This is a genomic window from Fictibacillus sp. WQ 8-8, from assembly GCF_024494405.1.
Lineage (GTDB): Bacteria > Bacillota > Bacilli > Bacillales > Fictibacillaceae > Fictibacillus_C > Fictibacillus_C marinisediminis.
This window is the reverse complement of the sequence record NZ_JAMXKG010000003.1, coordinates 156,205-179,838: the sequence shown is the minus strand read 5'-3', so window position 1 is coordinate 179,838 and position 23,634 is coordinate 156,205. Positions and strand designations below refer to the sequence as shown.

Below are 23,634 nucleotides of genomic sequence, written 5' to 3'. Positions count from 1 at the left end.
GTGATACTGAATAAAGAAACGAATTCTGCATTTAAGGACGGACAGATAATAGACATCCCCTTCCCTGTAACTAGGAAAAGCCGCCCTGGCTGGGGCGGCTTTTTCTCATATTTCAATCGTTTTTATCATTCGAGCCGGATTTCCGCCCACTACCACATTTGCGGGCACATCTTTCGTTACTACAGCTCCGGATGCAATGATGGCATTATCACCAATCGTAACGCCTGGATTGATGACGGCTCTGCCGCCGATCCATACGTTGTCGCCAATCGTAACAGGTTTTCCAAACTCACTCCCTGAATTACGCTCAACAGGATGCAGCGGATGGGTTGCCGTATAAATATGGACACCTGGCGCCAATAAACAATTATCCCCAATCCTGACTTCACATACATCCAATATCACACAATCAAAATTTGCGTAGAAATTCTCTCCAACGTGGATATTATACCCATAGTCACATCGAAACGCCGGCTCGATATAAAGATTCTTTTTTGTACTTCCGAAAAGCTGCTTTAAAAGAAAAACTCTCTGTTCATCATCCGTTTCAACTGTCTGGTTATAGATTCGCGTCAGTTTTCTTGCTGCTTGTCTTTCATTAATCAGCTCAGGATCACCCGCAAGATACATTTCCCCGGCGATCATTTTTTCTTTTTCAGCCCGTGCCATTCTCTACCCATCCTTCCTGCTTACAATGTCTATTTACCATACCAAAAGACGAACAAAGAAAAAACGAAAGATAAAAATTCTCTCAAAATATTACAAAACATGCAATTATTCTCCAGGAAATAATGTTCCTTTATACAAAAAACCTTGGCTGTTGCAGCAGCCAAGGTTTAATTCGCAATTTATACTGGTTTTTTCAACCCATCAGGATGAGTTGGTTTTCCGGTAGCTAAGCCGTTGCCCAGCGTTCCGAACGTATTCTGCTTGTGCGGGTCAATCAATTCATTATCTTTAAAATAGATTCTTGGTGTATTCCATAGAGCCTTCATGGCCTTGCTCATTTTTATTTCGTGATACCGCTCTGGCCACATCTTTTTAATATGCTGCTTAACGATCGGGTAATATTTCGGGCTCATACTTGGAAACAAATGATGCTCCGTATGATAAGAAAAATTAAAATGAAGCACATTCACCCATTTAGGGACAATTACGGTAAGACTGTTTGCAAGCGGATCATTTACTGACGTTATCGGATTAAGCCTATGATTGGTGGAAATGTAGCTCATCACAATAAAATTAGCGATTAATAGAGGGATGAGAAAGGCAAACAACCACTTAATCGGCCCGATCCAGAACAATAGACCAATCCATGTTGCCCAGGGCAAAACGGTTTGCAGCAATACAGCCGGACGATTTTTCGGATTAAAGTCCTTGATATATTCAATAAACATCATGGTACCGTGAATCGTAAATTGAATACTTAACGATAAAAAACTAAAGAATGCGCGTACCCAAAAAGGCAAGCGGTATATGGCTCGAAGGAAAGAATTCCGAACAAACTTTTCATGATTTGGCCATGCATCGGGATCCTTTTCGTCGTGTTGTGTGTGTACATGATGATTCATATTATGCCATTTTCTCCAAAGTCTCGGACCTGTGCTAAGCGGCCAAAACGCCACGGCACCCAAAAAATTTCTAAGCCAGCTCTTCTTGACTACCGTGCCGTGAAGAATTTCATGGCCCAAGAAGCCCATACCGGCAAACGATGCACCCAATACGCCTGCAATCACTATATTTAAAACCATGTGGAGGTCAAAAAGCCCAATCGCTAAAAAACCAGCCACAACAATTAACAGATATGCAAATCCTCCCCACAGCCGACCTGGAGCAGGTTTAAAAACGTCTTTTGATAGATTCGGGGTAATACGGGATGCGTACCACCCAAACGAATGAAGTTCTTTAATGGGAATGTCCCCCTTCTTTGTAACAAGTTTTTCTAAGCATATAGGAGGTTGCGTGCATAAACAAGACATTCTTTGTTACAAATACTGAATTTTCGTAATATAGCTTCATTCATCCTATCTCCCTAAGGGTTCATGGCTCTCCACCATTACTTAGGTAAATGTTACTAATGAAGATTATTAACCAAGGTAATTTTCTTCATTTTTCCTCATAAGCCATTTGTAACCGTTTTTACATGATATATTTACAATAAACGACCTATTTTTTAACAAATGGGTGTTAGATTAATAAAGCTTTCTAAGCAAAATCCGCTTTTATATTTAAAAATATGAAGTAAAGGGTGAAAATTCATGAAGACAAAGAGCTACAAAAAGTTATTCAGCCTTGCATTGATTATGGTTTTTATCGTCAGCATGCTGTCTCCGATGGTTTCAAAAAAGGCCATTGCTGCTGATGTGATCTCGGTATCCGATGCCATTTCCAATAATACCGGATCCGATAAAACTGTCGAAGGATACATTGTTGGTGCAGTGAAAGGCGGAAGCGGAACATCTATTTCTTTTCAGCTGTCGGCTCCGTTCACGCAAGATACAAATCTGGCCATCGCAGATTCTCCTGCTGAAACCGACAAAGCAAAAATCCTTCCTGTACAGCTGCCGGCTGGGGCAGTGAGAGATGGTTTAAATCTTAAAGCTCATCCAGAAAACCTGGGCAAAAAAGTTCAGATTACCGGTGATTTAATGGCCTATTTCTCCGTTCCGGGGCATAAGAACGCCAAAAGCTTTTCTTTTACAGGAGATACGCCATCAGAACCTCAAGCTGAACCAGTTACTGCTTCCCCTGACTCTGGATTGGTGAAAAGCGGAACAAAAGTAGCTTTATCTACGGCTACCGAAAATGCTGCGATCTATTACACTCTGGACGGAACCAATCCAACATCCAGCAGCAGCCGATACAGTGAACCACTTACCATTAATGAAGATGCAACCGTAAAAGCGATCGCCATCAAAAACGGCCTTAAAAACAGTGAAATCTCTTCTTTTAAATATACGGTCGCATTAACAGGACTTCGAATTCACGACATTCAAGGAGCTTCACACCAGTCTCCATTCGCAAATAAATCAGTTGCGGATGTAGAGGGTGTTGTAACTCACGTGATCGATGCCAACAACTTCTATATGCAGGACACCACCCCTGACCTTGATGAGAACACTTCTGAAGGCATCCTGATTTACAAAAAGAACCACGGCTTAAAAAACGGAGATCTTGTGAAAACGACAGGCCAGGTAAAAGAATGGGTGCTTGACGGATATGCGGATAAATTAAAAACTGATCTTCCTGTTACTGAAATCAACGCAGAAAACGGGGGCTCTGTTACCGTAACGGAAAGTGGCCATGCCCTTCCAGCTACCGTGGTACTTGGAGATAAAGGCAGACATATTCCAACTCAAATCATTGATAATGACAATTTTGGGCTTTTTGACCCTAAAGAAGATGGAATCGATTTTTATGAAAGTTTAGAAGGCATGCGTGTCGAAGTGGATAACCCGAAAATCGTTGCTCCTCAAAACTACGGGGAACTGGTAGTTGTGACGAACAACAAAGGTAACACACCGTTTAATACCTCCGGAGCCATTAATATTTCAAAAGCAGACTACAACCCTGAACGAATTTTCGTGGATATTAACGACAGCAGCTTTATTGCTAAATCCGGAGATTACTTCAAAGGCAATATAACAGGGGTCATGAGCTACAGCTTTAGCAACTATAAAGTACTGACGAACAAAGACCAGCTCCCAACCTTTATGGAAGGCAAAACAAAGCCTGAAACCACAAAGCTGAGGGGAAAACATAAGAAATTAACGATCGCCAGCTTTAACGTAGAGAACTTCTCTGCCAACAAAGATGGCAAAGATGGGACGAGCGATGAAAAAGCGGGGCGAATCGCTGACTCGATCGTTCATAACCTGAATGCCCCCGACATTGTAGGATTAATAGAAATGCAAGATGGTGACGGACCAGTAAAAGATGGAAAGACCGATGCAAAGGACAGCGCTGATCGTCTCATCAATGAAATTAAAGCAAAAGGCGGACCTTCTTACGAATATACTGACATCGCTCCCATTGATGGCAAGGACGGAGGGATTCCTGGCGGGAACATCCGTGTAGCCTTTATTTACAACCCTGATCGCGTGTCTCTTGCCCCTGGAACAAAAGGAACAGCAACACAAGCTGTTGAATACAAGAATGGCAAGCTTTCATTAAACCCAGGGCGTATCGATCCGACGAACCCTGCCTTTGAAAGCAGCCGTAAGCCACTTGCTGCACAATTTATGTTTAACGGAGAAAAAGTAACCGTAATCGCCAATCATTTTAATTCAAAAGGCGGAGATCAGCCAATGTTCGGCAAAAATCAGCCGCCTGTATTAAGCAGTGAGGTTCAGCGTCTGCAAATTGCCGGCATCGTCAACAACTTCGTAAAAAGCATTAAAGCCGATGATCCAAAAGCAAATGTTGTACTGCTAGGTGATTTTAATGATTTTGAATTTACCCCTGCCCTTGAAGAGGTAAAAGGAAATGAACTTTCCGATATGATTCAGGAAGTTCCATACCCAGAACGCTACTCTTATTCTTACCAAGGCAATGCTCAGGTGCTGGACCACATCCTCGTGTCCAACAACCTGAAAAAAGACACAAATGTAGATATCGTCCACATTAATTCTCAGTTCATGGAACAGCATGGCCGTGCGAGTGACCATGATCCAGTTGTTGTTCAAGTGAAACTAAAGGAAGACTGCGGCTTGCATAATTTTAAAAAAGCCGACTAATAGAACGAAAAAAACAGGTGCTCTCGGGCATCTGTTTTTTATATCATGCAGGGCTTTTACATATGGTCTTTGAAATCGTAAAAAAAATATTTTTTATCAAGATGAACGTTTTGCCATCCCTATCCGTCACATTAATAAAAGGAGGTTTTCATAAAATGAGCAGACATATTGAATATTTAAATGATAAACTTATCATCCATTTTACAGGTTTGACGGTAGCGGCATCGCTCAAAAAAGAAATTGAGGTTCCTCTCTCATCCATAAGCAGTGTAAAAATAGATGACTTTAAGATCAACCCGTTAGCCTTCCGTGTAGGCACATCGGGAATCGGAAAAAACGTAAAGCACGGCCGTTTCCTCTATGACAGCGAATGGGTATTTCTCTCCTATTCCAACCATAAGAACGTCCTGATTCTGAATCTGGAAGGTTTGATTTATAAGAAGATTGTTTTGGAATTAGAATCACCTGAGGAAGCAAAGGCAAAGATTGAAAGCTTAATGGCTAAAGTTTAGTTTGTTGAAGTTCCAAGTTGCTCGCTAGTTAACATAAATCCATTTTGGCGGGTATTGCCTCCGTTTCGGCGGGTAAAATTAATATTTTGGCGGGTAAATGGATGATTTCCGCGGGCATTTCTTATGTTTCGGCGGGTAACTGGTTTTCCGCTCATCTCCCGCCCCTTTGCCAAAGCCCAAAATCTCAATTTAATAGCAAAAGCAACCCAATGTTTCAATTGGGTTGCTTTTTTACATCCAGCCTTTTTCTTCAGCGCTGCTCTTAAACGGCATCCCGATATCAAGCCAAACAAACATCCAGCTAAGAACGGAGTGCCCCTTGCGGTGGAGAGCTGCACTTCTTGCTTCCTTCCCTCAGCACCTGAACCGAATCCAAACGCGATGAAACAATCTCCTCTCTGTTTTTCTTTTTATAAATGCAGTTGACACTTTTTCCAGTAAAATTGACGACCGTGTATGATCCATCCAATTACTTCATAGCTCTTTTTCTGTAAAAAATGCTAAAGTTTCACTCAGAAACCCTGAGCCTCCTGCCAAAATCACTTTTTTGGACATATCATTATCCTTCCCTGAAATGAGTTAGATTGACTTCCATCTTTCCAATTTATGAAGCTTTCTTGTAAAGAACTTGGCCATAAAACGAGGAGCACCAAACTCCACAATCTTCCCCTGTACTCGCTCTTTCATCTCTTCTGCAGTAAGATCAGGGATTACAAAACTTCCATTCTCGTAACAATGGCTGCAATACATTCTGCTTTTTTCACCGTTTAGTTCTGTCCCTCCTCCTTTTTCATCCCTTGAGAAAGGCATTCCACAGCTTTGGCAATGTTTAAAAGTTTTCATTTTATCGTCATTCCTTTTTCGATTAGTATTTATTTCCATTCTATCATAGAAAAACTGGTATTTTTGTAACCGTTTGCTCTTGACCGAATTCCGGTGGTAGAGTACCTTAAATATAAGATATAGCCGTTTTGGTTTCTATAAATGAATGAGAGTTCATTCATTTATTTCAGCTAACAAAAGAGAGGAGAAATTCAATGTCCGCAAAATTGCCGGAACATTTCGTCAATCAGCTTGAATTGCCCGTTATCTCTGCTCCCATGTTCCTTGTTTCAAGCCCTGAACTCGTCATCGAAGGCTGCAAATCAGGCATCATCGGTTCTTTTCCGCTGCTCAATGCACGAACGAATGAGGTGCTCGATGAATGGATGCTTCGCATTACAGAAGAATTAAAACAGGCAAAGGCTCAGGATCCTGAACGTAAAATTGCTCCATGGGCTGTAAACATCATTGTACATAAAACAAACAAGAGGTATAAGCAGGATCTTGAGCTCATCCGAAAGCATCAGCCTCCTGTCGTCATCACCTCCCTCGGACATCCGGGGGAAGTGGTGGAAATCGTCCATCAATACGGCGGTCTCGTGTTCTCGGATGTCATTCATCTTGGTCATGCCAAAAAAGCCGTCCAAACCGGTGTTGACGGACTGATTCTGGTATGCAACGGCGCCGGCGGACATGCCGGAACCATTAATCCAATCGCCTTTATCGGTGCAGTAAAGGAATTTTGGGACGGAATCACTATCCTTGCCGGATGCATTAATAATGGTCAGGATATCCTGGCTGCCGAAGCACTCGGAGCTGACCTCGCCTACATGGGGACCCGTTTTATAGCAGCATCCGAAAGCTTCGCAAGCAATGAATATAAGGAGATGCTGATCGAATCATCCTTTGAGGACCTCATTTATACGGATGCGTTCAGCGGAGTAAACGCCAACTATCTCGTTTCTAGTATTCGCAATGCCGGACTTGACCCTGACCAGTTGAAGAAAAAAGAAGCTGTTGATATGTCCCATTTAGATTCCTCTGATGCCAGGGCATGGAAAGATATCTGGTCAGCTGGCCAAGGTGTCAACAGAATTAAAGAAGTAACGCCGGTTCATCAAATTATTGGCGATCTAAAAAGTGAATATGATCAAACACTGCAATTTTTAGTCAAAAAAACAGAGAATATCGTATCTAGCAAGTAAGGTACTTGTCCAATAGAAACAATAGCAGAGGAAGGTGCCCTCCTGTTCGCAGGGAGGCTCCTTTTTTTATTGATAAATAGAGTCCGCCGCACATTTCTAGTAAATTGTGTGAATGACTTAGGACAAGTTTTTTACTAGACACATATAATTACTGTATAGATGTACCTTAGTGATGAATGCTGCAGAAAGATAATTACTTCACTAGTTTCACCATCTTAGAAAGCTTAAAAAGGAAGTGAAGTTTTTGACTGAAATAATGGTGTCTATCACTGTTCTCTCCTTTCTTCTCACCTTGATTTTCATTTTTTGGCGTCCTTTTGATGTCAACGAGGCCGTGCCTGCAACGATAGGAGCGATCATCGTATTGTTGTGCGGAACCGTCTCCCTCCATGATCTTGGTAAAATAGCTGAAACTATCAGTGGTGCTGCCATTACCATCATGGCTACCATTGTAATGGCAATCGTTTTAGAGAGTTTTGGATTCTTTAATTGGATGGCACAAATACTGGCCGAGAAGTCAAAAGGCTCTGGTATCCGACTGTTTTGGAATGTGAATTTACTTTGTTTTTTCATGACTCTATTCTTTAACAACGATGGAAGCATTCTAATCACAACGCCCATCTTGATACTGCTCCTGAAACATTTTCGTTTAAAGAATCACCAGAAAATACCTTATTTGCTTTCCGGTGCACTCATTGCTACAGCATCCAGCGCCCCGATCGGAGTAAGCAATATCGTAAACTTGATTGCCTTAAAAATTGTGGGCATGGACCTCTATATGCACACAGCCATGATGTTTGTACCGGCAACTCTAGGGCTTGTTTTCCTCGTTCTTCTGCTTTATATGTACTTTTATAAGAAGCTGCCCCGCAAACTGCCACAGGGTCCCATTAATTTTTCGAATCCAAAATCACATCCACTGAAGCCTGAAAATACCCCCGTTCTAAAAAATCAAGATTCCTTCATGTACAAGATTCTCCTCTTCGTGTTTTGTGTAAGGATCAGCTTGTTCGTTGCTTCTTACATTGGCATACCGGTTGAAGCCATGGCTGTTTTTGGTTCACTTGTTCTCTTAGGATGGCGATGGATCTATCTGAAAATCAATCCTATGGATATGTTGAAAAAAACGCCTTGGCACATCCTTATATTTGCATTCAGTATGTATGTCATTATCTACGGACTCCACAATATCGGGTTAACGGATGCACTTGTTCATGTCCTGAAACCTTATGTGGCCAAGCATCACCTGTACGCAAGTCTGCTGATGGGCGGCACGCTCTCAGTCCTTTCCAATTTGTTTAACAATCACCCCGCTCTGATGGTAGGAACTTTGACGCTGACGAATATGGGCCTCGATCCCCTCACCTTAAAGGTAGCTTACCTTGCCAACGTAATTGGAAGCGATGTCGGATCCCTGCTCTTGCCTATCGGTACGCTCGCCACTTTAATGTGGATGCATCTGCTTAAAAAAGGCAATGTAAAAATCAGCTGGAAACATTATTTTAAAGTCACAATCGTGGTCATTCCACCGACTGTGATCTTCACCTTGGTCTGTTTATATTACTGGGTCCATTGGTTATTTTAATGGTTATGGAGGAAATTGAATGAAGAATGATCTAAGTAAAGAGTTTCAAGAATTATTGGACAATACCGTCTCAATTGAAGTATCTGGCGGGCACCATCACGCAGGAGTTCTAGTTGATTTGGGACCGGACATTTTTGTATTATTTAATGGAATGGAGTACCTATACATCCCCTCTATCCATGTCCATAACATCCGAAAAATAACTGAGCTGGCAGAAGAACCGATAGTAGCTCCTGCGGAAGTTCCGATTGACCATCATACTGATAAAATATCGTTCAGAAAAACGTTAATAAACGCCAAAGGGCTTTTTGTTAAAATCTATGTGACCGGGAACAAGACTCTACACGGCTACATTACAAGCGTCATGAATGACTATTTTGTCTTCTATTCCCCGGTATATAAAACAATGTATATTACACTCAGCCACTTAAAATGGCTGATTCCCTATAAAGATAACGTCACTCCTTATACGCTCAGTGTAACAAGTTTGCCGATCAGCCACAGCTCCCTCCCCCTTGCACGCACATTTGATGAACAATGCAAAAAACTTGAGAATCAAATGATCGTTCTTGATCTGGGAGACCATCTGCAAAAAACAGGTTTATTGAAAAAAGTCTTTGAACATAAGCTTGCACTAACCAATGCTGATGGCGAAACTGTCTTTTGGAACCTTCATCACCTCAAAATTATTTACGCGATATAACCCGCTCACCAATTCAACACGAATTGGTGATTCTTTTTGGCACAATGCCGTTCATTCGCTATCGCTCGGCTTGATGTTTAAAATAGAAGTATACAAGGAGGGATCACATGATTGGATTTATTGGACTAGGCATTATGGGTAGCCGTATGGCAGGCAACCTGATTTCGGAAGGACACAGGCTCACTGTCTACAATCGCACAAAAGAAAAGGCAGACGATTTACTGGACCAGGGAGCGTTGTGGGGAGAAACACCAAAAGAAACGGCCCAGCAATCTGATATCCTTTTTACAATGCTGACCAATCCTCATGCAGTCGAAAGCGTAGCTCTTGGCGAAGATGGTTTTTTGCACCATTTGCCAAAAGGATCCATATGGGTAGATTGCAGTACCGTCAATCCAACCTTCTCGAGACGCATGGCGGAAGAAGCCAGAAAACATGACATCCGCTTTCTGGACGCACCTGTTGCAGGCTCGTTAAAACCTGCTGAGAGCGGAGAGCTTGTCTTCCTGGTTGGAGGGGAGGCTGAGGTACTTGATAAAGTGCGTCCGTATTTAAATGTCATGGGGAAAGCCATCAGCCACCAGGGGAATCATGGCAGCGGCACGTCCATGAAACTGGTTGTCAACTTAATGCTCGCTCAATCCATGGCTGTCTTTGCCGAAGCTGTCAATTTTGGAGAATCACTCGGACTGGAGAAAAAAAACGTCCTGGAGACGCTGATCGGCGGGCCAACAACTGGAGCGTTTTTAGCCGGCAAAAAGGACAAACTGCTTACCAATCAATACGAAGCAGAGTTTCCTCTTGAACACATTCAGAAAGATCTTAACCTGGTAACCGGAGAAGCGTATCATAACGGAAGTGCTTTACCCATCGCAAACCTGACAAAAGAAATATATGGTTTGGCGAACCAATACGGATTAGGAAAAGAGGATTTTTCCGCCATCTACGAATTTTTACGCACGCCACAGAAATAGAATACAAGTTTAGGTGTTTATATAAACAAAAAAGGCTGTGCACAGGAAACCCCTTCCCGTGCACAGCTCACCTGCAACTATAATGTCTTCACAAACCGATCGATTCGGCGCATGGCTTCTTCGAGCTTTTGAATCGAAGTGGCATATGAACATCTTACATGCCCTTCCCCGCTCACACCGAATACACTTCCCGGAACGACTGCTACCTGCTCTTTCATCAAAAGCTGTTCGGCAAACTCTTCGGAACTCAGTCCCGTCTTCACGATGGAAGGAAAGACATAAAATGCTCCCCCTGGAATATGGCAGGAGAGCCCCAATTCCTCCAGGGCATGGGTGACCAGACTGCGGCGCTGGCGATAGCTTTCCTTCATTCTCACAACGTCCTTCTGTCCGTTCACAAGTGCCTCAAGGGCAGCATGCTGCGCCATCGTCGGCGCGCACATCATCGTATACTGATGAATCTTAAGCATTGCCTGCAGGATATCTTTTGGTCCGCAAGCAAAGCCCAGTCTCCATCCAGTCATCGCAAACGCTTTTGAAAAACCCGAGATCAAGATGGTACGTTCACGCATGTACCTAACCGCAGGAAAACTTGTATATGGTTCATCATAGGTTAGCTCAGCATAGATTTCATCTGAGATGACGAGCAGATCATGCCTCTCTACTACTTCTGCAATTTTTACTAGATCACTTTTGGACAAAACGGTTCCTGTAGGATTGTTCGGGCTGCATAACAGGATGGCTTTCGTTCTTTCAGTTACCGCTGCCTCAATATGCTCAGGCTGCAGCTTGAACTCATCTTTACTGTATGTATGAACCGGAACGGGTACACCGCCAGCCAGCGTTACGGTTGGAGCATACGAAACGAAGCTCGGCTCAACGACAATGACTTCCTCACCGGGATTTACGACGGCACGCAGCGCAATGTCGATCGCCTGTGAGGCACCCACCGTAACAACCATTTCATCCTCTGCATTATAGGTAACGCCAAAACGCCTCCTCATGTAGCGGGAGATTTCCTTTCTCAACTCGAGCAGCCCTGCATTCGCCGTATACGCTGTGTATCCTTGTTCAAGAGAATGATAGCTCGCTTCAATGACGTTCCAGGGCGTCACAAAGTCCGGTTCACCAACCCCCAATGAAATAACATTTTCCATGGATGAAGCAAGATCAAAAAAACGGCGGATACCGGATGGCTGGATTGCCTGCACGTTATTCGATAAATATTTTGACGTCTGTTCTGTAATCATGGCGACACCACAATTCGTTTATCTTCCTCATTCTCACTGAATACAAGTCCGTCATGCTTGTATTTTTTCAAGATAAAATGGGTGGTCGTGGAAATAACAGAATCGATGGTTGATAGTTTTTCAGATACAAATCTTCCGACTTCAGCCATTGTTTTTCCTTCAATGGAAACTGACAAATCGTAGACACCTGACATGAGATAGACCGCTTTCACTTCTGGAAAACGGTAGATCCGTTCAGCCACTTTATCAAACCCTACTCCGCGCTTAGGTGTGACCTTGACGTCGATCATCGCGGTGACTGCTCCCTCATCTGTCCCCTTTGTCCAATTGATGATGGCTGAATATCCGAGAATGACTTTTTCGTTTTCAAGCTTTCCAATAATCTGTTTCGTTTCCTCTTCTGATATGCCCATCAGTTTGGCAATCGTTGATGTTTCCAGGCGGCCGCTTTTTTCAATAAGCTGCAGCAATTCACGTTCTTTCGCATCCATTCCAATCACTCACTTTACGTAGAATATGATGAACATTATAACAAATCCAAAGACCATGGCCACCTGGAAATTTATTTTTTAATGCAGATGTAATTTCCTTGCGCCCCAAATCAGTGGTACAGAGAGTATTGGAATTATTTGTTTCTTCTAGTACACTTTAAACCAAAGATTACTTAAGGAGAGTACAAATGTTTAAAATCTTTATCGTTGAAGATGACAGCCGCCTTGTCGAATTACTGGAAAACTTTTTGCAGAAGTATGGATTTGTAACGTTCGCAGTCAAAAACTTTGATGCTGTGACAGCAGATTTTCAAGCGTTCGATCCCCATATCGTTCTGCTGGATATAAACCTTCCGAAGTTTGATGGCTTCTATTGGTGCAGACAGATTCGCGTGGTATCCACATGCCCTGTCCTGTTCGTATCAGCAAGAGAAGGAAAGATGGATCAGGTGATGGCGCTCGAAAACGGAGCCGATGATTATATTACTAAACCCTTTGACTATGAAATCGTACTGGCCAAAATTAACAGTCTGCTCAGACGAGCCTATGGAACTTATGCCTCAAATCAAAACGGCCGAAATATTAATGTTCACAATCTCATCCTGGATGTTGAACGTTTATGCATCAGTTACGGAGAACAGCAGGCAGACCTCAGTTATACAGAAGCCAAAATTCTCGATGAGCTGATGAGAAAATCTGAACATGTCGTAAGCCGTGACCGTCTGCTTGAAAAGATATGGGACGACCAATCCTTTGTAGACGATAACACGCTTAATGTGTATGTTACGAGAGTTCGAAAAAAACTGGCTCAGCTTAAGATCACGGATGCCATTCAAACCGTCCGCGGACAGGGATACCGGCTGATGCCGAACTGGAGCAGCAGATGAAGCTTTTTATTCGTGAACAACTGCCGCTTGCTTTGATTTACATTCTTCAGCTTCTGGTCATTCTGTTAATCTATCGTTTGGACGGGCATACCGACTGGAAAATCAGCCTGTATGCGTGTCTTCTGAGCTCCAGTCTATTCGGTGGATATCTGGTTTACAGATATATAACCAACCGTTCTTTTTATCAAAAATTAACTACACCCCTTTCATCGTTGAATGATTTAAAGTTCAGCCCGCAGGATGCTCCTTTGCCTGAAAGCCTGGAACAGTTTCAAAAGGAGCTCATCCGGCATTATACAATGGACATCTACAATTACAAGCATAAGCTTGACCACCATATTCAGTTCATCAACCAATGGGTGCATCAGATGAAAACGCCGCTGTCGGTCATTCACCTTATGGTTCAGGACCGGGACGATGAATTTTCGCAGTCGGTGGAAGACGAATTGGACCGGCTGAAAAAAGGATTGGAAATGGTGTTATATACTGCACGGCTTGATACGTTTGACCGTGACTTTTATGCAGAGACCCTCGATCTTTCAGAACTCGTAAAAAAAGTGACGTCCAGTCAGAAGCGGCTGTTCATCCGTAACCGGATTTATCCGGAGCTGGCAATTGAAAAAGGCAGCAGCATTACCTCTGATGAAAAATGGGTTTCTTTCCTCATCACCCAGCTTATTACCAATGCGGTTCGCTACACAGAAACCCCTGGAGAAAAGGTAGTTTTCCGCTCCTTTATACAGGATGGAAAAACGGGATTGGAAGTGATCGATCATGGAGTAGGAATTCCTAAAAGCGATCTTCCAAGGGTGTTTGATCCTTATTTTACGGGTGAGAACGGCCGTCATTTTCAGGAATCTACAGGAATGGGCCTGTTTCTTGCCAAGCAGATCTGCGATAGACTTGGCCATCGGATTTCCATCGACTCGGTTTCCGGTTCAGGCACGACCGTCAGAATTCTCTTCTAACCTTACAAAACTGTAAGCTTTCTGTAAGATAACCGCATGGCAGCATCTCACATCTCCAAGCTACAATAAAGTTAGAAATAGACAGGAGTGATATAGATGCCCATCTTGAACGTAAAACACCTTACCAAAGTATACGACGGCAAAGCCTCCCATAAAGCATTGGAAAACATAAACTTTTCCATTGAAAAAGGAGAATTCGCAGGAATCATGGGACCTTCAGGCAGCGGTAAAACTACGCTGCTGAACCTCATTGCTACCATTGACTCTCCGACGTCCGGAGAAGTTATCATCAACAATCGCAATCCTCATCAATTAAACCGTAAAGAAACCTCACTCTTCAGGCGTCACGAGCTAGGTTTTGTATTTCAAAACTTTAATTTGCTCGATACGCTGACAGTGGAAGAAAACATTGTTCTCCCGCTTACCCTTGATGGTGAACCGGTAAAAGTGATGGAACAAAAACTGATGGCGGTAACAAAAAAATTAGGAATCGACTCCATCCTAAAAAAGAGAACGTATGAAATTTCAGGAGGACAGATGCAGCGGACGGCCATCGCCCGGGCGATCATTCACGAGCCTTCACTCATTTTGGCGGATGAGCCGACAGGAAATCTGGATTCCAAATCGTCTCGGGATGTGATGGAAACTCTCTCTGCTATCAACAAGAATGAAGGAGCCACCGCGTTAATGGTCACACATGATGCCGTTGCCGCAAGTTATTGCCATAGAGTCATCTTTATCAAGGATGGCCAGCTGTATAATGAGATCTACCGTGGTGATAACCGTCAGGCGTTCTTCCAGAAGATCATTGATATGCTTGCTTTGCTTGGAGGTGACAGCCATGACCTTTCCACAGTTCGCCTTTAAAAATGTGCTTCGTAACAAAAGAACCTATGCTGCCTATTTTCTGAGCAGTGCCTTTTCTGTCATGATTTTCTTTGTTTATGCCCTTTTTATCTTTCACCCAGGCATTAAAAAAGGCATCACTCAGAGCCTGGCGATTCAATTAATGATCACCGCCGAATTTGTCATGTACTTTTTCGCCTTTTTCTTTGTACTGTACTCCGTCAGTACGTTCCTTAAAACACGAAAAAGGGAATTCGGTATTCTGATGATGCACGGTATGACGAAAACTCAGCTCAACACGATGGTCTTTTTGGAAAACATGATCATCGGTTCAGGCGCAATCCTGATTGGAATCGGAGCAGGTATCCTGACTGCTAAATTATTTTTTATGATCGCTGCTCATTTGCTTGATATTCATTCACTTCCATTCTACATGTCATGGAAAGCGATCGCGTTGACGGTCGCGGCATTTCTCGGACTTTTCCTTGTGATCTCAATATTTACCGCTTTTCTAGTCCGGACAAACTCGCTTCTCAGCTTGTTTCAATCGGGTCAAAAGCCGAAGAAGGAACCTAAAGTATCCGTTCTCCTCTCTTTGTTGTCTGCGGTTCTGCTGCTTGCAAGCTATTATCTAGCAGGAACGGCTACTTTGAATTCCTTGTTGATCCGAATGCTGCCTGTTATCGCAATGACCATTGTGGGAACATACTTTTGCTTCTCGCAGCTTTCCGTCTTTATCATGAGAGCACTTCAAAAAAATCGCTTTCTGTTCTGGAAAAAAACCAACATCATTACCATTTCCAGCTTAGCCTACCGGCTGAAAGACAATGCCAGAATGTTTTTTATGGTTTGTATCGTCTCCACTGTGGCCTTTTGTGCTGTTGGATCTCTCTCATCGATGAAAATACTGTCAAAGCAATTTAATGAGGACTATGCCGCTGAAATCAGTTATATTGCCAGAGATCAGCAGCCCCTGCACCATGATAATCTAAATGAAATAAAAGATGAATTGAAGAAAAAGCAGCTCAAGTATTCTACCTACAGAACAACCCTTAAAATCTTGGATGTAAAAACATCCAATGATCGATTTTCACCCAAAACCATGCCGGTAATGTCTTTCAGTGCTTATAGAACTATTATTCAAAAAGCTGGCGGCAAAATCACCGAGCAGCCGCTCACCGGCAAACAGGTGCTCAAGATGAAAACGTCTTCCACTGAAACGTTCTCCCCCCATATGTACATGTTTAAGCAAGGAAAACTTAGTGTGAATGCAGATGTCTCTACAGAGCACGTCGCCATGCCAAGGGAATTAATTGATAGTGAGGGAATCGTTGTCAGTGACGAACTTTTTAAAAATATTAGACCAGCATCCACACTAGAATTTACAGGCTTTTTTACTTCCCGTATGGAAGCAACGAACGGAATGCTAGATGAACTCGCTAAGGATGGAATTGTAAGATATTACAAAAAGACACCATACACGATGGCGGTAAGCGGAACACTGGCTGATCAAATGATGAAGCTGTACAGTGCGCTGCTATTTGTAGCCTTGCTGATCGGTGCCGTCTTTTTCGTGGCAGCAGGAAGTTTCCTGTATTTCCGGCTTTACGCAGATCTCGATTATGACACCCGCCTTTATTTAACCATTAAAAAAGTAGGTTTGACGGACAAAGAACTCAGCCGCATAGTTACAAGGCAGCTAGCTTTGCTTTTCTTCGTTCCAATCGCAGTGGCGTTCGTCCATAGTGCGTTTGCCTTCTCTGCCCTGCAAAGTTTTTTCACACTCTCAATTGCTGGACAGGTATCCATTGTACTTGCAGGCTTTCTTGTTGCTCAGGTGCTCTACTTTCTTTTCATCAGGCAGCGATATTTGCGCAACTTAAGAAAATCACTGATCTAAAAAAATCCAGTAAAAAAAGCAACGGAAAATCATTCCGATGCTTTTTTGCCATCTTATACAAACATATTCAGTATCAGTGCTCCCCCGAAAGCAGTGAAGGACAGGATAGTTTCAAGCACAGTCCATGTTTTAAAGGTCTCATTCACTGTTAAGCCAAGATATTCTTTTACCATCCAGAATCCGGCATCATTGACATGAGAGAACATAAGAGAGCCGGCACCCGTTGCAATAACAAGAAGTTCAAGGTTAACGCCAGACATATGTTCAATAATTGGAGAAACGATGCCAGCCGCTGTTGTTAAAGCGACGGTTGCAGACCCTGTTGCGATCCGGATCAGACCCGCAATTAAAAAGGCCAGGACGAGTGGAGAAAGCGATAAGTGCTGAGACATCTGCCCAATCGTATTCCCTACGCCGCTGTCAATTAGGATTTGCTTGAAACCTCCGCCAGCACCGATGATGAGTATGATGGAGCCAACAGGAAGCAGGCTTTCTTCAGAGAATTTTTTCAGCATATTCCTGTCCATTCCTTGACGGATACCAAGGAAATAAAATGCAGCAAACACCGCGATCAGCAAGGCAATAATCGGACTTCCGATAAACGCCATAATCTTTTCTGCCCCTTTGGAAATCGCCATATAAGGTGCGGCTGCTGCCAATACCATCAATAGGACAGGCAATAAAATAATAAAGAATGAAAGTCCTGTATGAGGAAGTTTTTTATAATTGGTATTGAAGCGGATCAGCTCAGGCTCCCCCTGAGGCACAACACGTTTATGAACCCATTTTGCAAAAAGCGGTCCTGCAATTATGGCAGCTGGAATAGCGATGATCAGAGAGTAGATCAATACTGTACCCAGGTTCGCCTTGTAAATGCTAATCGCTGTCAATGCTCCAGGGTGCGGAGGCACAAGTCCGTGCACGATAGATAATCCTGCAATAACAGGCAACGCGATCAATAAGATATTTTGTTTTGTTGTCTTATGAATAGAAATAACAAGCGGCAATACGATCAGGATTCCGACTTCAAAGAATACAGGTATACCGATGATGAAACCTGAGAAAAGCATCGCCCATGGCAATTTCTTCACACCGAACTTTCGAACGAAGAAATCAGCAACCTGCATTCCAGCACCTGATTCAGCCATCATTTTTCCTAAAATTGTGCCTAGAGCCAGAATACCGACTAAATGGCCTAAGACTCCGCCGACCCCTGTTTCGTAGGCGCTTACAATTTTGTCAAGAGACAAACCTGTAGCGATGGCCAGAAATAAACTGGCCACAAGTAAACTAATAAAAGCATGCCACTTTAACCATGATACGCCAAGAATAACGATTACAATGGCTAGTAACGTGACGAGAAGCAAATAAGCGTCCAAAATCGTTCCACCTTTCTAGAAAACCCTTTCATTTACATTAAACATTATGCTGCTTGTTTCACAAGAAAGAAGCAACACTTAAAATTTAACACGCTTAATTTTATCAAAAAATTGCACAGTTTGCACAACTATTTGCTTATGGTCTTTTTTACCATTATCATGCCAAAGTTCGCTGCTGCTTAGCGTTCCTAAAATAAACAAGATGATCGGTCCATTCCCCAAACTCAAAAATAAAATCTCTCCTTACACATTCGAATTCCATACCAACAGATTCAGCCAATTTTATAGAGGCAGTATTGTCCATATTAATGTGGGCTTCAATCCTGTGGTATCCTAGCTGGGTAAAGGCCATATCCAGTACAGCTTTGACTGCTTCTTTTCCATAGCCATGCTCCCAGTATGTATTTAATATCGTATAGCCGATCCTTCCCCATTGAAATTCATTCTGCATCAAGGTTGATAGATCGATAACGCCGACATGTGCTCCATCGTCTTTTCTGAACACACCGAGGATATAGGCTACATCCTTATCCATTAATTGCTGGTGTTTGTTTACCATTTCATCAAACCAGGCTTCGGTATAATCAGACAAATCGATTTTGCCTTCATCAAACTTATTGCGCGCTGGATAACAATGAGAATAGTGAGTGTACCAATTTCTATAATCATTGGTTATATAAGGTCTGATCACAAGCCGTTCTGTTATTTCTTCAAGTTTTATTACACGAACCATGGTCTTTCAGCTCCAACCTTTTCATTGTAAACTCTTCCAAATTATAGTAACGAACGTTCTTGGAATCGGAAAGAGGAAAGAGACCTTTCCTTTTTCCGTCATTTGCATTACGATAAATGAATTGAAACCGTTTATGAGAAAGAAGGAAAAAACATGATTCGTTTATATGGTGCACTTGCGGGCTTAAGCCTTATTTGGGGACTATCTTTCGTGTTTATGAAATGGCTGCTTGAGCCTGCTGGCGTATGGGGAGTCGTATTTTTACGGACACTGGCGGGAGCACTTATTCTTTTACCAGTTATTTGGAGCAAGAGAAAAGAGATAAAAAACAAGCTTCCCATTAAATGGCTGATCATTACCGGAATTTTCAACTGCGGTTTAGCTTGGGGACTGATCTCATTAAGTGAGACAGTCATCCAGTCCAATACGGCTTCCATCCTAAATGCGACGACACCGATCTGGACCGGTTTAATTGGTTTCTTTTTGTTTTCCTACAGGTTAAACAAGCAGCAGTGGATCGGAATTCTCATTGGATTTTTCGGCATACTGGTTCTTATGGACTTTCAATTCGGCCATTTGTTTGGAACTCAGTTCGTAGGAATCGGCACGATGCTTCTTGCAGCCGTCTGTTACGGCCTCTCTGGACAGCTCACCAAAAGATATTTGTCAGGAGTCGGCGTTGCCGTCATTACATTTTTCACCTTACTGACTGGTGCAGCCGTCGGCCTAATCGGCGTACTTTTTACCGAACCTGTTCATTTCCAGCAACTTCTTCATCCTAAGCCGTTGTTTGCCTTGATCGGCCTCGGTTGTTTTGGTTCCGGTCTGGGCCAGCTTATCTATTTTTACTTGAATAAAAACGGAAGCCCTGAGTTCGCAGCTACAGTCACCTACCTGATCCCCGCCAGCGCCATGATTTGGGGATATGTCCTTTTGAGAGAGCCGGTTACCCCCAACTTGGTTATCGGCCTCCTCATCATCTTTGCCGGGGTTTATCTCTCATCGAAAAAACCCAGAACAAACAAAGCAGGAGTGAAACTGAAGAAATCTTCTTGAGTTAAGTGGAATACGCGCCGATTGAGCACCTTTACGCGCCGAACTCACAAGAATACGCGCCGATTCCCGAAAAACACGCGCCAATCTTCAACAAATACTCACCAATTCAAAAAAGAGGCACTCCATTTTTAATCGGGTGCCTCTTTCAATTATCCTCGTATGTGCTCTTTATATAGTTCTTTTATTCTCCCAGAACAGAGGAGTTTCATATATCTCTTTATTTTCTCTTCTGGCCAGTCCCACCATCTCATCTCCATCAGCATACTAATCTGAGTATCAGTAAACCTCTTCTTAATCACTTTGGCAGGGTTTCCGCCTACGATCGTGTAAGGTCCGACGTCCTTTGTAACCACTGCCCTCGCTGCAATAACCGCTCCATCACCGATTCGTACACCGGGCATAATCATTGACTCCGTTCCGATCCACACGTCATTGCCTATTACTGTATCACCTGAAGGTCTGTACCCGTCACAGCTCCCTCCCCAGTCATCATCTGTATAAAAGAAAGGATAGGTTGTCGTCCAGTCGTACCGATGACCTTGGTTTCCTGACATGATAAAGACAGCACCTGAACCGATCTAACAGAATTTGCCGATGATCAGCTGGTCTTCACCCTTTTTCTCAGAAAGGTATCGAACACAATAATCTTGAAAATGTTCCTTGTGATAAAAACCAGAATAATAGGTATATTCCCCGACTACAAGATTCGGATTGGTTACATGCGCCTTCAGCATATGGCTTTTTTTCCAGCTTTCAAACTCGTTCTTTTCCATTGTTTTTCCCTCCTGAAAAGTATTGACTATTCTTTTGCAGGAGGGTTATTTCACTGTTTTCACCATCTCTTTCACCCCAAACTTAATTATCCCTAAATTCCATATACATCCATTCTAACTTTAATCTCCATTCTGATGCCAGACAATTTTGTTTATTCTTTTAAAGGTTCATATTATAGTTACAATAAAACGATTAGAGGGGGATATTGCATTGCGAAGCAAACCAGATACCAATGAGTATAATTCTTATTACGAGAAATACATAAAGGCTCTGCCTGATCAGGACATCGTCAATTTATTAGATGAACAGGCTGAAGAAATGCGGCAGTTGGTTCAAAACCTTACAGAACAGCAAGGACTGTTTAGATATGGGCCTTACAAGTGGAGCATAAAAGAAGTCATCGGGCATATGACGGATACGGAACGAATTATGGGGTTTCGGCTGCTTTCGATCGCACGAGGCGATAAAGGGATGCTTCCTGGTTTTGATGAAAATGCCTATGTGGAACAGACCTACTTTGACAGACAGCCGCTTTCTGAGTTATTACAGCAAGCACAAATTGTCCGCCAGTCTACGATACTGTTAATAAAAAGCATAGATGAGGAAACATGGACCCGAAGAGGGAAAGCAAATGGTTCAGACGTTACTGTCAGGGCTATTGCTTATATTATCCCAGGCCATGAGAAACATCATCTTGGGATTTTAAAGGAGCGTTATTTTAGCAGCGAAGATTTTCCAAGGCAATAAGAAAACAAGCTCTCATCCCCTTTAATGGGTGTAATGAGAGCCTGTTTTTTATTAAAGTGATCTTCTCAAAATATCCATCACAGATTCCGGATCGAGCTCTTTATAAGTGCCCACTCCAGGTTTGATAAACGTTTTTTCGACGATGCTGTCAAATTGGCAGTCGTCTATGCCATAGTCACGAAGCGTACTTGGTGCACCAAGAATGGATGCTATCATCTTCAAATGGAATCCTTTGCAGTTTTCCAGAAGCCAATTCCCTTTGGACTGCGATTTCGGGTACAAGGGCTACACCCAGGTCATCAGCTACACACTGCTTAATGGCTTCCAGGCTGCTGAAAGAAATCACGGATGCTGCCCCACTTCGCCACTTCCTTAAACGTATAAAAATAGTTTAAATCCATAAAAACCTCCGTCGCCATCTTCTCATCTCCCGTTATTTTACCATGGAAGCAGGAGGATTAGTCTTTTGCAGAAAAGAGTTGAGATGGTCAGCAGCTTAGATTACCGTTATTTCACAAACAGTTCCATATGGTCCTCATCATAAAAAACGCCGTCGACCTGCATTGCCCTTGTTTCCGTTCCATACGATGCAAAGCCCAAGCTGGTATACAGCTTTTTTGCGCTTTCGTTGCTTGAAACGACGATCAGGTTGATCTTCTCGATTTCTTCCATATCCTTTGCTTTTTGGATCGCAGCTTCCATTAAGGCTGTTCCTGCACCTTTTCCCCTGCTGCGGGAGGTAACATACATGGCAAAGATATTGGCTTTATGGCTCATTTTCCTATGGCTTTCTTGTATGAGGGTGACGATGCCGACCATGTCTCTATCTAAAAAGGCGCCGAATGTATGGCTCCCATCAGCACTGAAATTTTCTTTTACTCGTTCAATCGGATTCTTCCGCTTAACCGCTTCCTCATAACTCGTTGCAAATGCCTCAGGAGAAAGCATCAATGCCTCCAGCCTTAGAGTCCAATATTCCTCAGCGTCCGCTGCTGCCAGTTCTCTGACTTCCATTTGAACTCCTCCTTTTTTTCCAGCGATTTGTAAAACCCTGCCCCTGTCTCTTCAAAACCTCTGTTTTTATAAAAGAGATGGGACTCCACTCTCCGTTTTCCGGTATTCACAGCCAGTTTTCGAACGCCCTGTCTGCTTGCCCACCCTTCTGCCTGTTCGAGCAGCTGCTGGCCGATCTTTCGATTACGAACCTCTTCTTTAACAACCAACGCAATAATTCGTATGTACGGTTCGTCTTTTTCATAGGAAAGGCCTCTAAACATTCCGATCATCCCAACAAGTTCTGCGTCTTTTTCTGCTACAATTGTGTGGTAATCAGGATGAACTGCGATTTTAGCAAACCGCTCCTCCATCGCTTTTGTTTCTGTCGGATACCCCAGTTCTCCCATCAAATCTGCAAGTTCAGGGATATCCTTCTTTTCGGCTTCTCTCAATAACATATTTCTTCTTCCTTTCTATTGATCCATCTTTTCTTTCTATTCGTCGATGGTTTTCCCCAAGGCTGCCATCTTATTGACGGTGTTCCAATTTCTCATTGTGCCGGGAATCTTCAATTTCTGAACAGGAAATTTTATGTCTCTAAGGCTTTTACGGTATAAAAGATAAAGTTCCCGGTTCCTGACCACAAAATCCAGGTCCTCATTTTTATAAGGCTTCAATATTTCAATCGCTGAGTCCACTGGCTCTTCCGGAAAGAAAATAACGTGTATCGTTTCACCCTCTTTTAATTTATTGAGATCAAAGGGAACAGATGAGATTGCTTCCTCTAACTCATGCTGAGTTCTCAGCATGACGGTTACGTCAAAACCAAATTCCTCAAGAATTTTGTCTTCTATTTTTTTCTGAAGTGTCTTCTCCTCTTCATCAGCTTGAAAAATGACATTCCCGCTCTGAATGTATGTTTTAACCTTTTGAAGCCCCATCGATTCCAAAAGTCCACGCAAAGTTTCCATCTTTATCTTTTTATGGCCGCCTACATTAATTCCCCTCAGCCATGCAATATAGGTTTTCATAGCTCTTCCTCCTTTTGCTTTATTTTAATAACACGTCAG

At 42.9% G+C, this 23,634-nt stretch carries 24 protein-coding genes and 2 pseudogenes; 12 read left to right on the top strand and 14 right to left on the bottom strand.

The window, feature by feature from the left end; all coding sequences use genetic code 11:
• Positions 1-105: 105 nt before the first annotated feature.
• Positions 106-669 carry a maltose O-acetyltransferase gene (maa, locus tag M1K46_RS06235; RefSeq protein ID WP_256225383.1) on the bottom strand — a complete coding sequence of 188 codons (564 nt, stop codon included), beginning with the start codon at positions 667-669 and terminating at the stop codon, positions 106-108.
• A 227-nt stretch (positions 670-896) separates the two neighbouring features.
• Positions 897-1,910 (bottom strand): annotated as a pseudogene (locus M1K46_RS06230) (fatty acid desaturase family protein); the annotation flags it as partial.
• A 348-nt stretch (positions 1,911-2,258) separates the two neighbouring features.
• On the opposite strand from M1K46_RS06230, the gene M1K46_RS06225 reads away from it, so the two are divergent.
• Positions 2,259-4,736 (top strand): DUF6359 domain-containing protein, encoded by a 2,478-nt coding sequence (locus M1K46_RS06225; protein ID WP_256225382.1) that lies wholly within the window; start codon positions 2,259-2,261, stop codon positions 4,734-4,736.
• A gap of 155 nt (positions 4,737-4,891) precedes the next feature.
• Positions 4,892-5,248: a hypothetical protein gene (locus tag M1K46_RS06220; protein WP_256225381.1), complete on the top strand. Its 357-nt coding sequence runs from the start codon at positions 4,892-4,894 to the stop codon at positions 5,246-5,248.
• Here the strand turns inward: M1K46_RS06220 and M1K46_RS06215 are convergent.
• Together M1K46_RS06215 and M1K46_RS06210 are read right to left on the bottom strand one after the other, a co-directional pair.
• On the bottom strand, positions 5,245-5,541 hold the full coding sequence (locus M1K46_RS06215; protein WP_256225380.1) for a hypothetical protein: 297 nt from the start codon (positions 5,539-5,541) through the stop codon (positions 5,245-5,247). The genes M1K46_RS06220 and M1K46_RS06215 overlap by 4 nt on opposite strands.
• Before the next feature lie 286 nt (positions 5,542-5,827).
• A complete protein-coding gene (locus M1K46_RS06210) occupies positions 5,828-6,091 on the bottom strand; it encodes a zinc ribbon domain-containing protein (RefSeq protein WP_256225379.1) in 264 nt (87 codons plus the stop codon).
• 194 nt (positions 6,092-6,285) lie between these two features.
• On the opposite strand from M1K46_RS06210, the gene M1K46_RS06205 reads away from it, so the two are divergent.
• From M1K46_RS06205 to M1K46_RS06190, 4 genes are all read left to right on the top strand, one after another.
• Positions 6,286-7,275: an NAD(P)H-dependent flavin oxidoreductase gene (locus M1K46_RS06205; RefSeq protein WP_256225378.1), complete on the top strand. Its 990-nt coding sequence runs from the start codon at positions 6,286-6,288 to the stop codon at positions 7,273-7,275.
• A 256-nt stretch (positions 7,276-7,531) separates the two neighbouring features.
• Entirely contained in the window at positions 7,532-8,860 is a 1,329-nt protein-coding gene (locus M1K46_RS06200) for an arsenic transporter (protein ID WP_375162184.1), read from the top strand.
• A 19-nt stretch (positions 8,861-8,879) separates the two neighbouring features.
• Entirely contained in the window at positions 8,880-9,563 is a 684-nt protein-coding gene (locus M1K46_RS06195) for a DUF2642 domain-containing protein (protein WP_256225376.1), read from the top strand.
• A gap of 107 nt (positions 9,564-9,670) precedes the next feature.
• On the top strand, positions 9,671-10,537 hold the full coding sequence (locus M1K46_RS06190; protein WP_256225375.1) for an NAD(P)-dependent oxidoreductase: 867 nt from the start codon (positions 9,671-9,673) through the stop codon (positions 10,535-10,537).
• Between the two features lie 77 nt (positions 10,538-10,614).
• On the opposite strand, the gene M1K46_RS06185 is transcribed toward M1K46_RS06190, so the two are convergent.
• Positions 10,615-11,787: an aminotransferase gene (locus M1K46_RS06185; RefSeq protein WP_256225374.1), complete on the bottom strand. Its 1,173-nt coding sequence runs from the start codon at positions 11,785-11,787 to the stop codon at positions 10,615-10,617.
• Positions 11,784-12,278: an Lrp/AsnC family transcriptional regulator gene (locus M1K46_RS06180; protein WP_091006006.1), complete on the bottom strand. Its 495-nt coding sequence runs from the start codon at positions 12,276-12,278 to the stop codon at positions 11,784-11,786. Before M1K46_RS06180 ends, M1K46_RS06185 begins: the two co-directional genes overlap by 4 nt.
• A gap of 188 nt (positions 12,279-12,466) precedes the next feature.
• On the opposite strand from M1K46_RS06180, the gene M1K46_RS06175 reads away from it, so the two are divergent.
• From M1K46_RS06175 to M1K46_RS06160, 4 genes are all read left to right on the top strand, one after another.
• On the top strand, positions 12,467-13,165 hold the full coding sequence (locus M1K46_RS06175; RefSeq protein ID WP_053355021.1) for a response regulator transcription factor: 699 nt from the start codon (positions 12,467-12,469) through the stop codon (positions 13,163-13,165).
• On the top strand, positions 13,162-14,133 hold the full coding sequence (locus tag M1K46_RS06170; RefSeq protein WP_256225373.1) for a sensor histidine kinase: 972 nt from the start codon (positions 13,162-13,164) through the stop codon (positions 14,131-14,133). The genes M1K46_RS06175 and M1K46_RS06170 overlap by 4 nt, the downstream gene beginning before the upstream one ends.
• Before the next feature lie 96 nt (positions 14,134-14,229).
• Positions 14,230-15,000, top strand: a complete 771-nt coding sequence (locus tag M1K46_RS06165) for an ABC transporter ATP-binding protein (RefSeq protein WP_256225371.1) — start codon at positions 14,230-14,232, stop codon at positions 14,998-15,000.
• The gene (locus M1K46_RS06160; RefSeq protein ID WP_256225370.1) at positions 14,975-16,879 is read left to right on the top strand and encodes an FtsX-like permease family protein; all 1,905 of its coding nucleotides are present in this window, start codon (positions 14,975-14,977) and stop codon (positions 16,877-16,879) included. The genes M1K46_RS06165 and M1K46_RS06160 overlap by 26 nt, the downstream gene beginning before the upstream one ends.
• 53 nt (positions 16,880-16,932) lie before the next feature.
• On the opposite strand, the gene M1K46_RS06155 is transcribed toward M1K46_RS06160, so the two are convergent.
• Both M1K46_RS06155 and M1K46_RS06150 read right to left on the bottom strand, forming a co-directional pair.
• A complete protein-coding gene (locus M1K46_RS06155) occupies positions 16,933-18,258 on the bottom strand; it encodes a GntP family permease (RefSeq protein ID WP_256225369.1) in 1,326 nt (441 codons plus the stop codon).
• Between the two features lie 157 nt (positions 18,259-18,415).
• A complete protein-coding gene (locus M1K46_RS06150; protein ID WP_256225368.1) occupies positions 18,416-18,991 on the bottom strand; it encodes a GNAT family N-acetyltransferase in 576 nt (191 codons plus the stop codon).
• 153 nt (positions 18,992-19,144) lie between these two features.
• Here M1K46_RS06150 and M1K46_RS06145 point away from each other — a divergent pair, with 153 nt between their 5' ends.
• Complete coding sequence (locus M1K46_RS06145; protein WP_091006003.1) at positions 19,145-20,047, top strand: DMT family transporter; 903 nt, start codon at positions 19,145-19,147, stop codon at positions 20,045-20,047.
• 149 nt (positions 20,048-20,196) lie between these two features.
• Here the strand turns inward: M1K46_RS06145 and M1K46_RS06140 are convergent.
• Positions 20,197-20,820, bottom strand: a pseudogene (locus M1K46_RS06140) (CatB-related O-acetyltransferase).
• 211 nt (positions 20,821-21,031) lie between these two features.
• Here M1K46_RS06140 and M1K46_RS06135 point away from each other — a divergent pair.
• Positions 21,032-21,568: a DinB family protein gene (locus M1K46_RS06135; protein ID WP_256225367.1), complete on the top strand. Its 537-nt coding sequence runs from the start codon at positions 21,032-21,034 to the stop codon at positions 21,566-21,568.
• 51 nt (positions 21,569-21,619) lie between these two features.
• On the opposite strand, the gene M1K46_RS06130 is transcribed toward M1K46_RS06135, so the two are convergent.
• From M1K46_RS06130 to M1K46_RS06110, 5 genes are all read right to left on the bottom strand, one after another.
• Positions 21,620-21,784, bottom strand: a complete 165-nt coding sequence (locus M1K46_RS06130) for a hypothetical protein (protein ID WP_256225855.1) — start codon at positions 21,782-21,784, stop codon at positions 21,620-21,622.
• Positions 21,744-21,914, bottom strand: a complete 171-nt coding sequence (locus M1K46_RS25730; RefSeq protein WP_256225366.1) for a LysR substrate-binding domain-containing protein — start codon at positions 21,912-21,914, stop codon at positions 21,744-21,746. Before M1K46_RS25730 ends, M1K46_RS06130 begins: the two co-directional genes overlap by 41 nt.
• Before the next feature lie 161 nt (positions 21,915-22,075).
• Entirely contained in the window at positions 22,076-22,582 is a 507-nt protein-coding gene (locus M1K46_RS06120) for a GNAT family N-acetyltransferase (protein ID WP_256225365.1), read from the bottom strand.
• On the bottom strand, positions 22,531-23,022 hold the full coding sequence (locus M1K46_RS06115; RefSeq protein ID WP_256225364.1) for a GNAT family N-acetyltransferase: 492 nt from the start codon (positions 23,020-23,022) through the stop codon (positions 22,531-22,533). Before M1K46_RS06115 ends, M1K46_RS06120 begins: the two co-directional genes overlap by 52 nt.
• A gap of 36 nt (positions 23,023-23,058) precedes the next feature.
• The gene (locus tag M1K46_RS06110; protein WP_256225362.1) at positions 23,059-23,595 is read right to left on the bottom strand and encodes a DUF1697 domain-containing protein; all 537 of its coding nucleotides are present in this window, start codon (positions 23,593-23,595) and stop codon (positions 23,059-23,061) included.
• Positions 23,596-23,634: the final 39 nt, after the last annotated feature.